At 69.1% G+C, this 15,497-nt stretch carries 14 protein-coding genes; all 14 read right to left on the bottom strand.

Annotated elements, in window-relative coordinates:
• Positions 1-45 precede the first annotated feature (45 nt).
• A complete protein-coding gene (locus ACSVC7_RS06880; protein WP_448203911.1) occupies positions 46-981 on the bottom strand; it encodes a Gfo/Idh/MocA family protein in 936 nt (311 codons plus the stop codon).
• Complete coding sequence (locus tag ACSVC7_RS06885) at positions 978-2,459, bottom strand: NDP-hexose 2,3-dehydratase family protein (protein ID WP_448203912.1); 1,482 nt, start codon at positions 2,457-2,459, stop codon at positions 978-980. The genes ACSVC7_RS06880 and ACSVC7_RS06885 overlap by 4 nt, the downstream gene beginning before the upstream one ends.
• Positions 2,456-2,905 carry a sugar 3,4-ketoisomerase gene (locus ACSVC7_RS06890; RefSeq protein ID WP_448203913.1) on the bottom strand — a complete coding sequence of 150 codons (450 nt, stop codon included), beginning with the start codon at positions 2,903-2,905 and terminating at the stop codon, positions 2,456-2,458. Before ACSVC7_RS06890 ends, ACSVC7_RS06885 begins: the two co-directional genes overlap by 4 nt.
• Entirely contained in the window at positions 2,902-4,296 is a 1,395-nt protein-coding gene (locus tag ACSVC7_RS06895; RefSeq protein ID WP_448203914.1) for a twitch domain-containing radical SAM protein, read from the bottom strand. Before ACSVC7_RS06895 ends, ACSVC7_RS06890 begins: the two co-directional genes overlap by 4 nt.
• 375 nt (positions 4,297-4,671) lie before the next feature.
• Positions 4,672-6,273, bottom strand: a complete 1,602-nt coding sequence (locus ACSVC7_RS06900) for a B12-binding domain-containing radical SAM protein (protein WP_448203915.1) — start codon at positions 6,271-6,273, stop codon at positions 4,672-4,674.
• 34 nt (positions 6,274-6,307) lie between these two features.
• Complete coding sequence (locus ACSVC7_RS06905) at positions 6,308-7,213, bottom strand: polysaccharide deacetylase family protein (RefSeq protein ID WP_448203916.1); 906 nt, start codon at positions 7,211-7,213, stop codon at positions 6,308-6,310.
• Complete coding sequence (locus ACSVC7_RS06910) at positions 7,207-8,292, bottom strand: glycosyltransferase family protein (RefSeq protein WP_448203917.1); 1,086 nt, start codon at positions 8,290-8,292, stop codon at positions 7,207-7,209. The genes ACSVC7_RS06905 and ACSVC7_RS06910 overlap by 7 nt, the downstream gene beginning before the upstream one ends.
• Positions 8,293-8,557: 265 nt before the next feature.
• Entirely contained in the window at positions 8,558-9,229 is a 672-nt protein-coding gene (locus ACSVC7_RS06915) for a 4-carboxy-4-hydroxy-2-oxoadipate aldolase/oxaloacetate decarboxylase (RefSeq protein WP_448203918.1), read from the bottom strand.
• Between the two features lie 79 nt (positions 9,230-9,308).
• The gene (locus ACSVC7_RS06920) at positions 9,309-10,814 is read right to left on the bottom strand and encodes a tripartite tricarboxylate transporter permease (RefSeq protein ID WP_448203919.1); all 1,506 of its coding nucleotides are present in this window, start codon (positions 10,812-10,814) and stop codon (positions 9,309-9,311) included.
• On the bottom strand, positions 10,811-11,212 hold the full coding sequence (locus ACSVC7_RS06925; RefSeq protein WP_448203920.1) for a tripartite tricarboxylate transporter TctB family protein: 402 nt from the start codon (positions 11,210-11,212) through the stop codon (positions 10,811-10,813). Before ACSVC7_RS06925 ends, ACSVC7_RS06920 begins: the two co-directional genes overlap by 4 nt.
• Positions 11,213-11,624: 412 nt before the next feature.
• Complete coding sequence (locus ACSVC7_RS06930; protein ID WP_448203921.1) at positions 11,625-12,035, bottom strand: GtrA family protein; 411 nt, start codon at positions 12,033-12,035, stop codon at positions 11,625-11,627.
• Between the two features lie 252 nt (positions 12,036-12,287).
• The gene (locus ACSVC7_RS06935; RefSeq protein WP_448203922.1) at positions 12,288-13,010 is read right to left on the bottom strand and encodes a class I SAM-dependent methyltransferase; all 723 of its coding nucleotides are present in this window, start codon (positions 13,008-13,010) and stop codon (positions 12,288-12,290) included.
• Positions 12,971-13,996 carry a glycosyltransferase gene (locus tag ACSVC7_RS06940; protein ID WP_448203923.1) on the bottom strand — a complete coding sequence of 342 codons (1,026 nt, stop codon included), beginning with the start codon at positions 13,994-13,996 and terminating at the stop codon, positions 12,971-12,973. The genes ACSVC7_RS06935 and ACSVC7_RS06940 overlap by 40 nt, the downstream gene beginning before the upstream one ends.
• Positions 13,997-14,046: 50 nt before the next feature.
• A complete protein-coding gene (locus tag ACSVC7_RS06945; protein WP_448203924.1) occupies positions 14,047-15,456 on the bottom strand; it encodes a hypothetical protein in 1,410 nt (469 codons plus the stop codon).
• Positions 15,457-15,497: the final 41 nt, after the last annotated feature.

Consider the following 15,497-nt stretch of genomic DNA (forward strand, 5'->3'; position numbering starts at 1 on the left):
GTGCCATTTCTCCCTCTCCCATCCCCGATGGGAGAGGGCTTTTTGTCACTCCGCCGGGCGGATGCCCGAGCGCAGGCGGTGGACGGCGTCGGCGTCGGCCAGCATGGGGGGGAGGAAGGTGTCGGTGTCGCCGCGGTCGATGGCGGCCAGGACCGCCTTCAGGAACTCCGCGAAGCAGTCGGCCGCCGGCACCGTCAGGGGCTGCGGCTGGTTGCGGCGGGTGACGCGCAGGGTGCAGTCCATGTCGGGCGTCACGGTGAAGACGCGCTCCGCCGACACCGTCACGTCGGCGCCCAGAAGCTCCAGCCGGTTCACGTAGCCGGTTCCCATGCCGAACTGCCCGACCATCGTCCGCCCGCCGGGATAGACGGCCATCAGGGAGAAGGCCCGGTCGTCGCCGCGCGCGATCAGCTCCGTCGGGGCGTCGCCGAAGAACAGCCGCCCGACCGAGACCGCGTAGGGGCCGAGGTCGAGCAGCACGCCGCCGCCCAGCTCCGCCCGGTGGCGGAAATTGTCCGGGGGCAGAGGCGGAAAGCTGAAGGCGGCCAGCAGCCGCGTCGGCGCGTCGCCGGCCTCCGCGAAGGCGGCGCGGATCGCGTCGATCTGCGGGTGGTGGGCGTAGACCGTCGCTTCCGCCAGCAGCAGGCCCTTGCGGCGCGCCAGATCCACCAGCCGGTGCAGGTCGGCGGGGTGGGTGGTGGCCGGCTTGTCGATCACCACATGGCGGCCGTGTTCCAGCGCGGTCGCGGCCTGGGCGGCGTGCTGGCTGTTGACGGTGGAGATGTAGACGACCTCCGCCTCGCTGCGGCGCAGGGCGTCGTCGTAGTCGTCGAACACGCGGCCGGACAGCCCATCCGGCAGCGCCACGCTCCCCCCCTGGGAGCGGGTGGCGACATCGACTCGCGTCACCCCGATGGCGGCCAGCGCCGGCAGCACGCGGCGGCGGCCGATGGAGGAATAGCCGAGCAGGAGAACCCTCACGACGGTCCCCCGTCCTGTTCGCTGTCAGATGAAAAATCCAGGCAGGCCAGCAGGTTGCGCCCCTCGATGGTGACGTGCCCGTGCTGCACGAAGTCGTTGAGCTGGCCCAGCGTCATCCAGCGGTAGTTCTCCGGCAGGTCGAGCGTCCGGTCCGGCGGGACCTCCAGCACCATGTAGCGGCTCTGGAACCGGTCGAACCGCCCGCCTTCCTCCGAATGGACGGCGCTGTAGCGCACCCACGCGGCCGGCGGGTTGTGGAAGAAATCCAGGAAGGGCGGCGCGCTGGGCTTGCCGAAATGGGATTCGGCGTTGGCCCGCGACACGGTGGAGTTCAGCTCGAACAGCTCCGTGTTGCCGGGGAACAGGCAGGCGCGCACCAGGAAATGCAGCACGCCGTTGATCCGCTGCAGCAGGAAGCCGTTCAGCCCGCGCCCGGAATGGCGCAGCAGCGGCTGGCTCCAGCGCACCACCTCGCGCCCCTGCGCCTCCACCTGCACGGCGACGACCGAGAAGTGACGGCCGGAGGCGTGGCTGATCTCGTCCTCCGTCATGCGCCAGTTCTCAAGCTGGTCGAGCGGCCGGCGCTCCAGCGACAGGCGGTAGCGCGCCCGCAGATCCACCAGCCAGCTCAGCACGTCGTTGTCCGGGTGCAGCGCCGCCTTGCGGTCGTAGAGCGACAGGGCGAGGTCGCGGCCGAAGCCGGTCAGGCCCCAGTCCTCGATCTCCTCCGGCTGCGGCTGGCGCGTTCCGGCGGCGGCGGCGAAGGGCACACAGCTCAGCACGGAACGCGCGGTCATGTTGACGAGGTTGTCCTCGCGCAGCAGCCGCTTGATCTGCCCCAGCGTCAGCCAGCAGAAGCCCTCGGCCAGCGGCACGTCCTCATGCGCGTGGACGATCATGTTGCGGTTGCGCTTGCGCAGGAAGCGGGAGCCCTGCTCGCCCAGCAGCCGGTCCACCAGCACGCGCGCGTGCCCGCGCTCCGTGAAATATTCGTTGTACAGCGGCGGCTTGCCGCCGTGCACGCGGGTGTAGTTGCTGCGCGTCGCCTGATGGGCGGGGGAGATCTGGATGCCGTTGATGTTGCCGGGCTCGATCTTCGCCTGCATCAGGAAATGGCGGATGCCGCCGAAGTCGCGGGTGATGGTGCCGAGGATGCCGATTTCCGGCTGGTTGATGATCGGCTGGTCCCAGCTGGTCGCGGGGCCGAAATCCGTCTCCACACGCACGCCCTGCACGGTGAAGAACTTGCCCGACCGGTGGGCCAGCGCGCGCGGCGCGTCGGTCCAGTGCCACTGGTCCAGCTCCGCAAACGCGATGCGGCGCGTTTCCATGCGGTTGGCCATGCGCTGGCCGGCCAGCCATTCGCGGAAGGCCTCCAGCGGGAAGACCGGGCTGTCGGTGGCCAGCGCGGAGCGCAGGAAGGCGTCTTCCGGCTCCGTCCCGGCGGCGGGCTTGGCGAGGAGGGCGGCGCCCATCATGACCGGATCGCCTCCAGATACTCCTCCCACGAGCGGATGGAGCGGTGCTTGTCGTAATGGGTGCTGGCCATCACCACGGCGCGCGCGTCGTCGGTGAAGTTGCTCATGCGGATGAACAGCATCGGCCCGAACAGCAGGCCGCGCGTCGGGCTGTCCAGCGTGAAGCTGCGTTCGTTCGTGCCGTCCGACAGGATCAGGTCGAAACGCCCGGCCACCGCCGTGACGATCTGGTGGGTGTCGCGGTGGGCGTGGCCGCCCCGGTCGGCGGTGATGTGGTGCAGGAAATAGACGCGGCGGATCTCGAAGGGGATGTCGCGCCCGCCTTCCACCGCCGTCAGGACGCCCCGATCGTCGCCGTGGGAGGGCAAATCCACCAGCCGCGCGAGGTCGAGGCGACCCGGCCCGGGCGCGGCGGAGGAAACGGTCGTCGTCGGTGCTTCGGTCATGCGGCCCCCAGGATCGGCGTCGGGTCGAACAAAGGCGCGAGTTCGGGCAGGGCTTCCACCACGCTCTGACCCCGCGAACGGTCCATCTCACTGGTCCAGCGGCGGAATTCCGGCAGCAGGTCGCTGCGGTCGGCGCCGTTCATGTAGTCGATGATGCCGTCGATGGAGGACAGCAGCTCGTCCACGTCCTTGCGGCGCCAGTGCGCCGGCCAGCGGCCCCCCGAGGAACCGTCAAAGCGCGCCACGGCCGCGCGCAGCCGCTCGGTCGCGCGGCGCTTCATGTCGGCGGGCAGCAGGCGGACGTCGAACTGTTCCGGGTAGGACAGCAGGTTCAGGCGCGGCCGTTCGAAATGGGGCAGGGCGGTGACGGCGTACTCGATGGCCTCGTCCAGCCGCTGCACGTTGTAGGCCTGCACCGTGATGTTCAGGCTCAGGCCGCCGCTGCACTTCAGCCGGTCCGCCTCGGCGTCCAGCCGGCGCAGGTTGCGGTCCAGCACGTCCCATTTGGAGGGGTGGCGGATGTAGCTGTTCGTCGTGCCGACGCCGTCCAGGCTGACGGTGATGCTGAGCCGCTTGAAATGGGGCCAGAGCGCGAAGACCCGCTCCGGCAGCACCGTCAGGTTGGTGACGTAGCCGAGCGTGATCCCCGGTGCCAGGCCGGTCTCGACCAGATGTTCCAGAAAGCCGAACATCTCCTCCGCAATCAGCGGTTCGCCGCCGGCGAAGTGCAGCCGCTCGACGGAGGGCGCGCAGGCCTCGAACGCCTCGCGGAATTCGGGGCGCGCGTACCAGTCGATGCGCTTCAGCTTCACCAGCCGGGGGTCGTCCTCCACCAGACCGTGCAGCCGCGCGAATTCCGGGATCAGCGCCTTGCTGGAGCGCGGGGAGCACATGCGGCAGCGCAGGTTGCAGACGTTGCCGAGCCGCAGATCGACGCTGCGGATCAGCGACGACGGCGAGGTCCCGTCCGCCCCGGTCGCGGCCAGCGCCCCGGCCACGTGCTCCCCGAACATGGCGTTGGACATCAGCCGGTGGCTGTGCATGCCCAAATCCTCGTCCCGGAAGCAGCGCGCGCAGGCGGCCGGGCGGCGGCCCTCCAGCATGTCCGTGCGCAGCCGCTTCATGAAGCCGGAGTTCCAGGCCGTCTCGATCGCGCCGGGGGCGGAGGCCACATAAGGCGTCTGGTCCTCGTCCCGGTTGATGGTTTCCGGACCGCCCAGCGCCATGCAGCAGGGGTGGAAGTGCCCCATCTCGCTGACGAACAGGTGCAGCCAGGGCAGCACGCACCATGTCCCGCCGGGAGCCGGCTCCGCGCGCGGCAAAGCCGGTGTCGCCTGGGCCGGTGTCGCCTGGGCCGGTGTCGCCTGGGGATGTTCGTTCGACCGTTCCATCGGCGACGCCGGCTCGCTATAGTTGCTGATCTCTCAAGATAACAATGACGTAAGCTGAATACATACGCACATTGACCCGTACTAGTAGTGTAATTGGCGTATGTATTCTGTCAATCGCGAAAAGCCGACACTTATGCGTGTGGCGGACTTTAACCCCCTCGCCCGCCTCCGGCGGGAGAGGGAGGGCAATCGCATATGGAGACTGATTTCCATTCATAGGATCACCGTCATCCCCGCGAAGGCGGGGATCCAGAAAACTTCGCACATAAGCGGCTGAAAAGGCTGGATCCCCGCCTTCGCGGGGATGACGAATATCATAGAAGAGGAACGTCTTCTCCAAATGCGATAGCCCTGGGCGGGAGAGGGGGATTCTGGTCACGCCGCGACGGTGGTGGCGCGGACGGTGGCGTCGCCCAGCGATTCCTCCAGCGCGATCTGGCGGTGAATGGCCTCGCGCATCGCCGGAACGCGCGCGGATTCGAAGAAGTGGCGGAAGATCAGCCGGCCGACCACCGTCACCATGTAGGGGGCGTTCTTCTCCGCGTGGGCGAGGATGCGGCCGATGTGCGGCTGGACGTGCTCCGGGAAGCGCGTGAAGAGGGACTTCAGCCCTTCGGCGGCGCTGGCGGCGGACACGCGCTCCGGCACCTGCGGCGGGCGGGTGACGTTGTCGATGAAGCCGTACATCCGCTCTTCGAAGTTGGTCCAGTCGAAGATGCGCTCGACGAGGCGGAGATAGCCGGACAGCAGCTCCACCCGGCTCATCCCGGCGGGCAGGATGTTGCAGTGGACGTTGGCGTCCAGGTAATGGCCCGTGTCGCCGGTCAGCTTCGCGATGTCCAGCACGCGCCCGTCGCGGACCAGCCGTTCCCGCAGCTCGGTGCCGGCGATGGCCTTCAGCATGTGCATGCGCGGGATCGGGATGCAGGACTGCTGGAGGAATTCGAACTGGAGGTCGAAGGTGTCCACCGTGTCGTGGTCGAAGCCGACGATGATCGAGCCGTCGATGGGCACGCCGTAGGACTGGATGGTCCGGCAGGTGTCCACGAGGCTTCCGCGCAGGTTCTGCCGCTTGCGGATTTCGATCAGGCTTTCCTTGTTGGGCGTCTCGATGCCGATCAGCAGACCGGAGAAGTTGGCGTCGGCCAGCAGCTCCATCATCTCCGGATCGCGCGCGATGGTGATGTCCAGCTCCGCCGCGAAGGTCATCGGGCGCTCGAAGCCGTTGTTCACGGGGGTGACGGCGCGCAGCAGCTCCTTGGCGTAGGCGCGGTCGCCGACGAAGTTGTCGGCGCAGAACAGCACGCTTTCCATACCCAGGCGGTGCATGGTGCGCAGCTCCTCCAGCACCTGTTCGATGGGCTTGGTGCGCATCTTGCGGCCGAAGGTCTGCCAGACGCCGCAGAATTCGCAGTTGAAGGGGCAGCCGCGCGTCACCTGGATGCCTCCGGTGACGTAGTTGCCCTTCATCACGTCGGCGATGCTGTCCCAGCGCGGTGGCGGCGACAGCGCCAGGTCCGGCAGCGTGGGGGAGCGGTATTCCTGCACCGCGCAGCCGGCCTTCACGTCCTCCAGGAACTTCGGCCAGGTCAGCTCGGCCTCGCCGATGAAGAGATGGTCGAAATGCTCGCGGAAGGCCTCCGGCGCGGCGGTGACGCCGGGGCCGCCGGCCGCGACCGTCAGCCCGCGCCCGCGCAGGATGCGGGCGATGCGGACCGCGCGTTCCATGTGGCTGGAAAAGCCGGTCAGCCCGACGAGGTCGTAGGAACCGCCGAGGTCGGTGTTCTCGTCGATGAAGCCGTGCACCGGCTCGTCCCAGATGCGGACCTCGATGTCCTCGGGCGTCAGCGCCGCGATGGTCGCCAGATGCAGCGGCGCCATGAAGGCTTTCTGGCGGAGGAAACGCGGCAGATCCAGGTAGGCCCAGGGGGACAGACCCTCGTCATGACCGACGCAGACCAGAAGTATTCGTTGCATTGCCAATCCTCGTCACGAATTCCGCCGCCCCGCGTCACGGGGCCTTTTCCAAATCCCGGCCCAAAAGATCCCGGACATCGATCCGGCGCCGTTCGAAGGGCGGCGCCCCCGGCCCGTCGCGGTCGCCGAACATGGTCAGGGCGCCGTTGTAGCCGGCCTCCCGGACCAGGGCCGGGGCGAGCGGCCCGACATGGTGCGGGCGCCCGTAGGGGTAGGCGAAGGGCATCGCCTCCAGCCCCAGCCGCGCGCGCAGATCGTCGCGCGAGCCGAAAATCTCCGCCGCCGCTTCCGCCGGGTCGAGGCCGGACAGGGTGCGGTGGGTGCGCGTGTGCGACCCGATGGTCCAGCCCTGCCCGTGGAGGAAGGCCAGATCCTCGGCGGTCAGCGTCTCGAACCGCTCGTCGTTCTGCGCCGCCGCCCGGCATTGCGCCGGGGTGACGCCGAGCCGGTCCAGAAGCCGGGCGTGGGTCTCACTCCGCTGCGCCTCGGGCATCCGCTTCAGCGCCGCCTTGGCGGTGGAAAAGGCGCGCACGCGGTCCTTGACCCCGTCCAGCGGGTGGCGGCCCGCCTTGATGGGGGCGAAGTCCACGCACTCCGCCCCGGTCAGGCGGAAGGCCAGCTCCAGCTCCTCGAAATGGAAAAGCGGGCGGTCGGGCTGCAACGCCTGGGTGATGACGAAGACCGCTGCGGGAATGCCCCGCGCGCGCAGGATGGGAAAGGCGTGGCGCAGCACGCCCCGGTAGCCGTCGTCGAAGGTCAGCGCCGCCACGGCGTCGGACTCCGCCGCCGCTTGGGCCTCGGCCAGCGACACCCAGCGGTAGCGCGCCGACAGGCGGTCGATCGCCGCTTCGAAGCGGTGGACGTGCAGGCGCGTGCCCATCGCCTCGTCGAAGGCGTCCGCGTCCCCCGCCACCACGTTGTGGACGTTGACGATCAGCACGCGGGCGCCTGTTTGATGAGGTCAGCGACCAGCGCCGCCGAGCGGCGTGCGCCGTCCAGGTCGATGTCCAGCGGTGCCGGGCGGAAGTCGGCGGTGCGGCGGATTTCCTCGGCCAGCCGTTCGGGGCTCGCGCGGTCGGGGCTCAGCCAGCGGACGGCGCCCAGCCGGGCCAACTTCATGGCGCGCCGGGTCTGCTCGTCCTGGGTCGGCGTGGCGTAGGGGACCACCAGCGCCGGCGGGCGGGTGCGCAGCAGGTCGAGTGCGGTGTTGTAGCCGCAGCGGGAGACCGACACGCTGGCCGCGGCCATCTCCGCCGGCAGGTCGGTGGACCAGCGGACCAGCTCGAGCCGGGGCACGCCGCGCGCCATCTCCTGCAAGGCGGTCCAGTCCTCCTCGCGCAGGTAGGCGCCGGCCAGCACCCGCATGGCGAAGTCCTCGGCAAGGCCCGACCGCTGCGCCTGGAGGGCGGCGCGCAGCAGATCCTCACCGCCACGCCCGCCGCCGACGGAAACCAGCACGCGCGGCTCCTCCGGCGGGCCGGGCCACGGGCGAACCGGGCTGTCCGGCACCACATAGCCGGTGTGCAGCACCGGCACGCGCAGGTCGCCCGCCCGGGCGAAGGTCATCTCCAGCGCGAAGAGCGTGGGGTCGGAATGGATGAGGACCGCGTCGAAGACGCCGTTGACGATCTCGCACACCCGCGCGTCGAAGGCCTGCTGCTGGCGCCGGCGGCATTGCTGCACATCGCGCAGGCTGCACAGCACGACGGGGGGTTGGGGAGTGCGCCGCGCGCGGTCGAGGACGGGCAGCAGCTCGTCCGCCGCCTCCTGCCGGCCGAAGGGGAAATATTCGACGACGATGGCGGCGGGCCGTTCACGCTCCACCAGCCCGGCCAGGGTGACGTCGTCGTTCAGTTGCCGGATCTCGACCCCCGGAGCCGGCACGGCATCCGTGCCCGGCGTGCCGCGCACCGCGAGCACGACGCGGAACCGCCGGAGCAGTTCCGAAGCCAGCGCCGCGGTGCGGACCCAATGCCCGGCACCGTAGCTGACTTGGCAATACATCAGGATCGTCGGCATCGTCCCCACAGTCCTTGCGCGGGGAGGCATGGTCCCGAGGACAACACGCTTCCACCCGTTTCGGGCGGCACAGTAGCATGACCGATCAGGACTGACTACCGGTGCGTGATTATCTTATGTTTATATCCACTATTCGCATGCGGACATGACATACATGCGAATTATAATTGAGCTTCTTCGGGCAACGGCGCGCATACACGCGTAAATGGAAACGGGGCGCGGCCCCGCGCGGCGGCCTTGCCCCGCCACGCGGGCGCCGGCCGCATCAGAGCTTGATGCGGGCCGCGTCCAGATAGTGTTCCAGCTGGAGCACCTCGATCGTGGTCTTTCCGGCCTCCAGCTGGCGGCGGAACTCCGCCTCCGCCTCTTCGCGCTGGTTCGCCTTGGACAGGGTCGCGGCGGCTTCGGCCTGCGGCACCACCACCACGCCGTCGTCGTCGCCCACCACGATGTCGCCCGCCGACACCATCACGCCGCCGCAGGTGATCGTGGTGTTGATGTCGCCGATGGCCTGGGTCTTGTAGGTGCCCTTCATGTTGGTGCCGCGGCAGAAGACCGGGAAGCCCATGTCGCGGATCGCGGCGGCATCGCGCACGCAGCCGTCGATCACCAGCCCGGCCACGCCGCGCGCGATGGCCGACGCGGTCAGCACGTCGCCCCAGGGGCCGGCCTCCTCCATGCTCTTGAAGTCCACCACCAGCACGTCGCCCGGCTTCGCCAGCGCCAGGCCGACATGGACCATCAGGTTGTCCATCGGGTTGGGGCAGAACACGGTCAGCGCCGGCCCGCACACCCGCATGCCCGGATACAGCGGCTTGATCGGGTGGCACATGGCGCCCTTCTTGCCCATCGCCTCGTGCAGGGTCGCGGGGGACTGGGTCCGGAAGGCCTCGATCAGCTCCGGGGCGGGGCGGGCGAAATCGTTGTTGACGGTCATGGATAGGCAGCCTTTCACGACGGAGCCCCCGCCGCGGGGGCGGCGGGGGGTTCAGGACGGACGGGGAGCGGGTGAGGGCTTACTCTTCCTGGAAGGCCTCGTCCCGCTTCTGGCGGATCGAGGGCAGCACGATCAGCGCAAGCAGCAGGGCGCAGACCGCCAGCAGGCTGCCGCTGATGGGACGCGTGGCGAAGACGGTCAGATCGCCGCCCGACAGCAGCAGCGCGCGCCCCAGGTTTTCCTCCAGCATCGGGCCAAGCACGAAGCCCAGCATCAGCGGCGCCGGTTCGCAGTCCAGCTTGCGCAGGATGTAGCCGAGCACGCCGAAGCCGGCCATCAGCACCACGTTGAAGGTGCTGTTGTTCAGCGTGTAGGTGCCGATGCAGCAGAAGACCAGGATGGCCGGGAACAGATAACCGTAGGGCACCTTCAGCAGCCGCACCCACAGGCCGACCATCGGCAGGTTCAGGATCACCAGGATCACGTTGCCGACCAGCATGCTGGCGATCATGCCCCAGAACAGCTCCGGCTGCTTGGTCATGATCTGCGGCCCCGGCGTGATGCCGTGGATGGTCATGGCGCCGATCATCAGCGCCATGATGGCGTTGGGCGGAATGCCGAGGCTGAGCATCGGGATGAAGCAGGCCTGCGCCGCGGCGTTGTTGGCCGCCTCGGGCGAGGCCACGCCCTCGATGGCGCCCTTGCCGAAGCGCTCCGGCCGGCGGGCGATCTTCTTCTCCAGAGAATAGGCCGCGAAGGAGGCGAGCGTCGCGCCGCCGCCGGGCAGGATGCCCAGCATGGAGCCCAGCACCGTGCCGCGCACCGCCGCCGGCCAAGCCTCGTTGAAGTCCTTGCGGCTCGGCCACAGGCTGGAGATGGGGGCGGTCTTGCGCCCCTCGCCGCCGGTCTGTTCCAGGCTGGTGATGATCTCCGTCAGGCCGAACAGCCCCATGGCCAGCGGCACGAAGTCGATTCCGTCGTACAACTGCGGAAAGCCGAAGGTGAAGCGCGTCTCGCCGGAATTGACGTCCGTGCCAACCATGCTCAGCAGCAGGCCCAGCACGATCATCGCGATGGCCTTGATGACCGAGCCGTGCGCCAGCGTCACCGCGCCGATCAGGCCCAGCAGCATCAGCGACACATACTCCGCCGGGCCGAAGGCAAGCGCCACGCCGGCCAGCGGCGGGCCGGCCAGCGCGATCACCGCCGTGGTGACGATCCCGGCGAACAGCGAGGCGAGCGCCGCCGTGGCCAGCGCCACGCCGGCCTTGCCCTGCCGCGCCATGGCGTAGCCGTCCAGGCAGGTGACGACCGACGAGGATTCGCCCGGAAGGTTGACCAGGATGGCCGTGGCCGAGCCGCCGTACTGCGAGCCGTAGAAGATGCCGGCCAGCATGATCAGCGCGCCGACCGGCGGCAGATAGAAGGTCAGCGGCAGCAGCATGGCGACCGTGGCGGTCGGGCCGATGCCCGGCAGCACGCCGATCAGCGTGCCGATCAGCGCCCCGCCGAAGCAAAGCGCGAGGTTGCCCGGCGACAGCGAAATGCCGAGGCCGAGCCAGAGGTTGCTGAACAGGTCGATCATGGCCACACCTGGATCGGAAGACCGAGGCCCCAGACGAACAGGGCGATGCAGCCGAGCGCGAGCCCGGCGCCGAGCGCCGCCAGCGGCACCAGCCGCAACGGCTGCCCGGCCAGATTGCCCAGACCCACCAGCAGCAGCACCGCGGCGACGAGCCCCAGGCTTTCCAGCGCCGCGGCGAAGGCCAGCACCGCGACCGTGACCCCGAGCAGCGGGCGCCACGCCCAGGCGGACAGCCCTTCACCGGGGATCAGCATGCCGCGCACGGCGACGATGGTGCCGAACACCAGCAGCAGAACACTCAGCAGCCGGGGGAAGAAGCCGGACTGCACGGCGGCCAGCGTTCCGGTCGGCCAATCGCGCCCGAGCCACAGCGCGCCGAGGCCGATCGCCGCGATCATCAGGCCGGCGGCCAAATCCTGCGGCGATCCAATGCGGACCCCCGCGGGCCGCGGCGAAACGCCCGCCGGTGCCGAACCGGGCAAGGGTGTCTCAAAGCGGGAGGATGGGGATGGGTCGCCCGAGGGGGGCGGGTGCAAGTCTGAAAGGGGCGCGCTCGGCATGGGGCTTTTCCGGCAAGATCGGGGTCACGCTTTCCACGAACAAATGGCAGTTCTCTCAACTTTTTAGAAAAAGTTAGGGACAGCCAAGATCATGGCGTTGCTTTACCACACCGTTTTCGCGACTGGAAGGAGCATTCAAGCCGTAATCGGACGCCGGTTTGTACGTCCTATTCCGGTATTCAACAACGCTGGCCTTCCGGGCTGCGGTAGCCCGGGCTTCCAGGTTGAATAAAATTCACGCGCAGGTCCGCTACCGATGGAATGCCCAGAGCGTGTTCAGGGCGTAGCTTGCCGGCGGGTAGCACAGCGCCACGATCCCGGCCGACACCGCCGCGGGCACGCCGAAAAGCCCGGTCATCAGATGGACCGCCCCCGTCGACAGGGCGGCCAGGGTCAGCGACACGGCGACGAAGCGCGGCAGGTAGTGGTCGTGGCGGCTCGTCTTGCCGAAGGTGAAGCGATGGTGCCCGACGTAGGACAGGGCCAGCGACACCGCGAAGCCGATCAGGTTCGCCACGGAGGCCGGCAGCCGAACCCCCGTCCAGCCGTCCGACAGGCCGACGGTCACTATGTAATAGGTCGCCGTCGCGGCCACCCCCACCAGGGCGAACCGCAGCGCCCGCCGTCCGGAAAGCAGGGCCTTGATCGCCTCCGCCGCCATTCAGTTCTCCGTCATCCTAAATGATGCGCAGATCTCGCAAGAACGGTAAGTGGCTGATCTGGCGTGCAAAAGCCCCTCTCCCTTGAGGGGAGAGGGGTTGGGGTGAGGGTGAAACGTCGACAACGGATAGAGCGTCGGCTTTTTCCGCCCTGCCGGGCGTAACGACCCCTCATCCCAGCCCTTCTCCCCCAAGGGGAGAAGGACTTTTTTGCTCGTTCGGGCATCCCGCACTGTGTGCATCCCATAGCTCCGTCACCGGACGCCGTCCTTCCGCCAGACGGCCATCAGCGACTTGCCGCAGCGGAAGCGGAGCAGAGGGTCGAGGTGCCGGGACAGCGGGACCATCCAGCGGTCCCACAGGGCGATCTGGGCGGGCTTCGGCTGCGCCGCCTTCAGGACGAGACGGTTGCCCAGCGACGCCAGCATGCCCACGGAATCCAGATAGCGCATCGACGCGAGGCTGAACCCCTCCGGCTTCAGCCGCCGCAGGCTCGCGCGGTCGTAGCGGCGGTGGTGGCCGATGGCGGCGTCGAAGGGCGTGTAGAGGAACTGGTGGGCCGGCGACAGGACGACGATGTGCCCGCCGGGCTCGACGTGGCGGGCCACCCGTTGCAGCTCGCCGGCGTCGTCCGCGATGTGCTCCAGCACGTCGATGTAGAGGACGGTGTCGAAGCGCTCGTCCGGCGCCAGCGCCGCCACGGTTCCGCAGCGGGGGGCGACGGCGGCCGGAAGCCCGCCCTCCGCCACCACGGCCGCGAGGCGGGCGGCCATGCCGGCGTCCGGCTCCAGCGCGACCCAGCGCTCGACACCGTCATGATAAAGGGCGCGCGTCACCGAGCCGATCCCCGCCCCGACCTCCAGCACCCGGCGGCCGAGGAAGGGGCGGACCTGCGCGCCCCAATAGGACCGCCAGTTGGTGGCCGCCGCGAAGACCTCTAGTTCCGAGCCGCTGTAGGCAAAGCCGCTGTCCGGCATCTGTCCCTGACCATGATTGTTTTGCGAACATAGTGCGGCGCCTGACGCGCCGGCAGGATCGGAGCGGCGGAGCGGTTGGCCAGCATCATGAAGGCCGCGACGCTCAGCAGCGTGATCGCCTGGAACAGGATGATGGTCGCCACGCCGACCGCCGTCGTCGCCCAGCCCGGCACGGCCAGATCCGTCGTCATGCGGACGAGGAAGGCGGCGAAGCCCAGCAACCCGGACGCTCCGGCGACCACGCCGCAGACCAGCAGCAGCCGGACGAAAAGGAAGTCGCTGAAGACCGACATCGCGCTCAGCCCGTGGGTGACCAGCGAGACGAGGTTCATCGAGGACCGGCCGGCGTAGCGGGCGCCGCGCTCCGTGGGCACCCGGACGATGGCGACGCGCGAGCGGACGACCGTCGCCGCCAGATGGTTCCACAGCTCCGCCATGTGGAGAAAGCGGTCCAACTGCTCCATCGGGATCAGGCAGAAGTTGCCGAAATCGATGACCTTGCCGGTCAGCATCCGGAACAGCGACTTGTAGACGGCGTAGCCGCGGCGGAACAGGTAGCCTTCGGACCGCTTGCGGCGCTGCGCCACCACGACCGAGGCGGGGGCGCGCTCATGCTCCGTGATCAGGGTGAGGAAATCCTCCGGCCGGTCCTCGCCGTCGGAATCGGCGACGATCACCATGTCGAAGCCGCCCTGCGCCGCCACCTGGGTCAGCCCAACGGCGATGGCCCGCTGGTGGCCGAGGTTGCAGGACAGCTGGATGACCGCCAGCCGCTCCAGGTTCCCGGCGACCGCCTCCAGCCGGCGGGCATCGACCGGCTCCGTCGACCCGTCGTCCACCGCGAAGACGCTGACCCGGCCGAGGCGCGGCGCCAGCGCGTTGACCGCCAGCAGGAACGCGTACAGGCAGTCCCAATCGTTCAGGACCGGGGTCACGACGGCGATCCGTCGCCCGGAACGCAGGCGGGGCACGGGAGTCTCGATCATGCGTCCTTCCCCCATCGGTCTTTCCCCATCGGCCGGCCGGACCGGCCGGATCAGTTCGTTCGGGCGGCGCGCTCGGCCGCGTCGAGGTAGCTTTCGTAATAGCTGCGGAAGACGGGCCAGACCGGCCCGCCGGCCTCGACGTTGCGGTTGGCGAGGCTGACCCAGCCGTCGTTCTCGGTTGGAACCGCCGGCTCGACGGGCGCCGCATCGGCCGGGGCTTGCGCGGTGGGCGCCGACGCCCACGCCCGCAACGCGACCGCCCTGGGCTGCATGACCGGCAGGGTGGTCCCCGCCAGATAATCGACGGCGGCCAGGGCGAAGATGACCGCGACCATCCCGTGCACGCGCCCGAGCTGCCGGAAGACTTCGCAGCCGAACCAGACCACGCCCAACGGCACCAGCGCCATGGAGGCGATCCACTGGCGCGGCAGGATCCAGTAATGGCGGACGTAGGACGCCGCGCCGAGCAGCACCGACACGGCCAGCGCGAGCAGGATCAGCACGGACGCCGCGACCAGCCCCCGCAGGACGGGCTTCACCCGTCGCGGCGCCACCGGGTAGAGCAGCGGACAGGCCGCGGCGACGGCCAGCACGGCGGTGACGTCGTCGGGGATGAACTGAAAGTGGCTGCCCCGCGTGAAGCCGTGCCACAGCCCGTTGGTCAGCCACTGAAACGGGTCGAAGGCGAAGCTGGGGCCGCCCTGGAGCCACGTCACCGCACCGATGCCGAACACCAGCAGCGTGCCAGTGATCGACAGCGGAAGGTTGGCGAAGGTGATCGCGCTCCGCAGGGTGACCGTCTGCCGCCCCTCCAGCCAGGCCATCCAGAAGCCGAACAGGCAGAGCACGAACCAGTAGACCGGAAAATACGGGTGCATCGACGCGCCGAGGATCACCGAGACCCAGCCGAGCGCGGCCACGGGCCAGCGCCGGCGCTCGTCGAGCGGCGTCGCGTAATAGGCCAGCACCCCGACCACGGAGGCGGCCAGCGGCATGTAGGGACGCGCCTCGCCCACGTAATGCATGAGGTCCGGCTGCCCCGCGACCGCCAGGAGGAAGGCGACGGTGCCGATGACCCCGACCTTCCGGGCGCGGAAGAACAGGAAGGCCGCCGCCAGCAGCAAAACGCCGCTCAACAGGCTCGGCAGCCTCAGCGCGAAGGCGCTGGCGCCGAAGGCCTGGAGCAGGGCGTAGTCCAGCAGCATGTAGGCGCCGGTCTGCCCGTGGTTGACGGCCTTCGTCGTCTCGTGGATGACCGCCAAGGCCTCATGAACGGAACGGCTGGCGCCCAGCGCGAAATGCAGGAACTCGTCGATCCAGATCGGCCGGCCCAGCGAGCCATACACGGCGATCAGCCAGAAAGACGCCAGCGCAATCGCCAGGGCCGATGCTGCGGAGAGACTTCGCCTCCACGGGAACGCGCGCAGGGACGTTTGGGAATTGCATGCGATGTCGGACATCCCTACGGACCGCCCTTCGCCAAAAACCAATGAAATATCCG

It is taken from the genome of Azospirillum mesophilum, from assembly GCF_053470405.2.